The sequence below is a fragment of the Okeania sp. SIO3B5 genome (genome assembly GCF_010692555.1).
GTDB lineage: Bacteria > Cyanobacteriota > Cyanobacteriia > Cyanobacteriales > Microcoleaceae > Okeania.
The window spans coordinates 1-3,235 of sequence record NZ_JAAHHG010000772.1 but is presented as its reverse complement, the minus strand read 5'-3'; the positions used below and the strand labels follow the sequence as shown (position 1 = coordinate 3,235).

At 35.9% G+C, this 3,235-nt stretch carries 4 protein-coding genes; 3 read left to right on the top strand and 1 reads right to left on the bottom strand.

Annotated features, from left to right (window positions below; translation table 11 throughout):
• On the top strand, positions 1 to 216 hold a 216-nt coding region (locus tag F6K54_RS42220; RefSeq protein WP_293090460.1), incomplete at its 5' end, for a hypothetical protein.
• Positions 217 to 834: 618 nt separating this feature from the next.
• Positions 835 to 996: a hypothetical protein gene (locus F6K54_RS42215; RefSeq protein ID WP_293090459.1), complete on the top strand. Its 162-nt coding sequence runs from the start codon at positions 835 to 837 to the stop codon at positions 994 to 996.
• A gap of 100 nt (positions 997 to 1,096) precedes the next feature.
• Here F6K54_RS42215 and F6K54_RS42210 read toward each other — a convergent pair whose 3' ends face one another.
• On the bottom strand, positions 1,097 to 1,555 hold the full coding sequence (locus F6K54_RS42210) for a hypothetical protein (RefSeq protein ID WP_293090458.1): 459 nt from the start codon (positions 1,553 to 1,555) through the stop codon (positions 1,097 to 1,099).
• Between the two features lie 485 nt (positions 1,556 to 2,040).
• Here F6K54_RS42210 and F6K54_RS42205 point away from each other — a divergent pair, with 485 nt between their 5' ends.
• Positions 2,041 to 2,958, top strand: a complete 918-nt coding sequence (locus F6K54_RS42205; protein ID WP_293090457.1) for a cation diffusion facilitator family transporter — start codon at positions 2,041 to 2,043, stop codon at positions 2,956 to 2,958.
• The last annotated feature ends 277 nt before the right edge of the window (positions 2,959 to 3,235 follow it).

Here is a 3,235-nt window from a genome sequence, read left to right as displayed (position 1 = left end):
GCTCTTGGCAGAGCCGCTTTCCTTACCGAATGCTACCGCAAACGCTTTATATGTTGCGGAGCAAAACGCCATCCCACCCTACGGGAAGCTGCGAAAATCGACCGCTTTTTTCTCCATGAATGGAGAGGCTTTATACCTGAATTTTTCGATAATGATGAATTTGAGAAGGGAAATATTTTTCCCACTGTTGCTTGCTATATAAATAATTTATACTAGCTTAATGAACATATTCCACTATTTTTAACAAGCTGATTTGTTTAAGTAAAATGTGTTTGAAAAGCTAATTTTTTTGTTTTTAACTATCAAAATATTATGAAAAGGTTTATAGGGAATAGGGAACACCGTACTTGGGAACAGGAAAAAGTTAATATTAATATAGCATTTCCAAATGAGATGTAAATCTAGATTGAGATTTTTTCTAATAAAAAAGCGCTGTCTTGAGTACCATATATCCTTATGTTTACCACTATGTTAATACTGTTTTTCCTTATTTACTATTTCCTATTCCCTATTCCCTATTCCCTTTTTAATAGGACTCAGTTTCCACATCCCAAATAAAAACGCTATATAGAATCCGGTTAAATACTTATCGTATCTACAGAAGGAAGGCAGAAGGCAGAAGGGAAAGAATAAGGTGAGAAGGTATAAAATTTTTCATCAACTACTTATCCGGATTCCATCTCATTCCTAGTCATATACATATACTATATAACCCGATTCTATATCATGCCCAGAATCAACAAAGCCAATTAATATTATGATTAATCACATTCTTTTTTCGCAGCTAAAAACTGATAACTGATAACTAAAATTACCCTTTGTATTAGATACCCAATGTCCTCACAAACTCCTAATAATCAACCCCACAATACAAATTCAACAACTAATACTTTAGTCCCACGAATATTGCCTAAACCACTTTATAAACATCAAGCTCAAAGATTACTTAGAAATTTGAAAAAAGCTTTCGTAAAAGCTAGATTAATATCAGTATAAATCCCATTTAGGAACCATTAAAAATCAGAATATAGCTCTGATAAATTCATCTTTAACTTTAACAACTTGCAAACATTTATTTTTCAGTTCTACATCTTTATCATTTTGCTAAATGCTCATCTTGTTGGTAGTTTTCATTGTTGAGATGAACACGAAATTGACTTAACAAACTATACACCAAAGGAGATAAAAGAATTCCCATCGCTATGACAAAAACCAAACCACTAAAGAGTGCATAGAGAGAAGCAAATACTTTCGCGCTAGTAGTTGAGAGGGGACTAATTGGTCCCATACCACTAAGAATCATCGAAGCTTCTACTAGAGAATCTATCCAACTCAAACCTGCTGCCCAATGATAGCCAATAACGCCCATCATGAGTCCTAGAGATATAAAAATTGCAGACAGACCCAGATAGCTGATAAACTTCCACAGAAAGAGGAAAATAGACCTTGTTCGCTCTGATGAAGTCCAAGTTTTCGGTTCTTGAATCATATTTAAACTAGAGGAACGGATGAGAAATATTATAATTACTAAAATTAATAGTCCATATACGAGCATATTTCTAAAATCCACTTAACTATTATTTTATATATACGGCTAAAACTAGAGAAACTACTGTAAGCGTGCCCACCAATTTTGTAATCCTTTTATGGTAAACTTTTTAAGTCCCTTGGTTTCAAGAATTGCATAGTCCAAAGCCTTGATTAGCTCACGGGGTGACTATCACTAATATGCAGCGTGAGTTGTTAGAAAAGCATTATTAGTAGGATATATTTGTAGATTTGTTAATAACTATTTTTCAGCTAAGTTACTGATTAAATTTATGGTTAAAACTATTCAATCTCAAGCAATTACTATCCGCTTGATGTTCTTAGTATTCTTAAAAGTTTGAGTAAAATAGTTATTAATAGACATCTCCATAAAACAGGGGACAGGGGACAGGGGACAGGGAAAATGGGGAATAATTGATGATGTCTGAATAATAATTGATTTTATTGAGGCACTGATAACTGATAACTGATAACTGATAACTGAAATGAACCATGTCTACCGATAATCGTCAACAAGTCCGCAAAGTTTTAATCATAACTTTACTACTAAATTTATTAGTGATGTTAATCAAAGCTGGAATAGCATTTTGGACAGGTTCTCTGAGTCTATTTGCTGATGCTTTGCATAGTGTTACTGATAGTGCTAATAACATTTTAGGGTTAGTCACAAATCATCTTGCCTCTCCTAAACCAGACCGACAATATCCATACGGACATCAAAAATTTGACGCTATTGGCGCTCTAGGTATCGCTGTTTTCCTTGGTATTGCTTGTTTTGAGATTCTCAGTGGAGCAATACAAAAAATAGTGGAGGGTACTCAAGAAGTAAATATTTCCCTACCTGCACTATGTACGTTATTGATAGTGCTTGGGATTAATATTTTTGTCGCATTTTATGAACGTCGGGTAGGAAAAAAAATCGGTAGTAGTATTTTAATTGCCGACTCTCACCATACGATGAGCGATATCTGGGTGACAGTAATTGTTATAGCTGGATTAATTGGTATTTGGCAAGGAAATATTTGGAATTTACCTATTTTTCGTTGGTTGGATGTAGTTTTAGCTTTTCCCGTCGCTCTTTTAGTGTTTGGTAGTGCTTGGGAAGTTTTGAAAGAAAATTTGCCTTGGTTGGTTGATTATATGGCAGTTGCACCAGAAGCTATTCATGCGATCGCCATGGAAGTTCCGGGAGTAGTTAACTGTCACGACATTGCCTCTCGTGGAGTTATTGGTCGTCAGGTATTTATTGAAATGCACATGGTTGTTGATACTGATAATATAGAAACTGCTCATAAAATTACTGAAAAGGTAGAAGCACGTCTACAAGAAAGGTTTTATCCTGCCAGAATTATGATTCACGTTGAACCCCCTGCTTATAAGTCAGAACATATTTCTTATGAAAGGGAGTAGGGAGTAGGGAGTAGGGAGTAGGGAGTAGGGGAGTGGGGGAGTGCTTACAAGGGTAAGTTTTTAAGATTTGACACGGAGACACGGAGACACGGAGACACGGTGACACGGTGACACGGTGACGTTTGTTATTTGACACGGAGACATGGGGACGTGCGATTCGTTGAGCTAAAAAGTTTAAGTCCAACGGCTTTAAACGTATAGCCCGTAAGGAATGGAAGGGTGCATACCTAACCTCTTTACAACTATATATCTGTGGCCTACAAGGTGGCCAACTTCT

Excerpts from the sequence above, each read along its gene's own strand:
- F6K54_RS42215 (WP_293090459.1), top strand. The coding sequence starts at position 835 with ATGTCCTCACAAACTCCTAATAATCAACCCCACAATACAAATTCAACA.
- F6K54_RS42210 (WP_293090458.1), bottom strand. The coding sequence starts at position 1,555 with ATGCTCGTATATGGACTATTAATTTTAGTAATTATAATATTTCTCATC.
- F6K54_RS42205 (WP_293090457.1), top strand. The coding sequence starts at position 2,041 with ATGTCTACCGATAATCGTCAACAAGTCCGCAAAGTTTTAATCATAACT.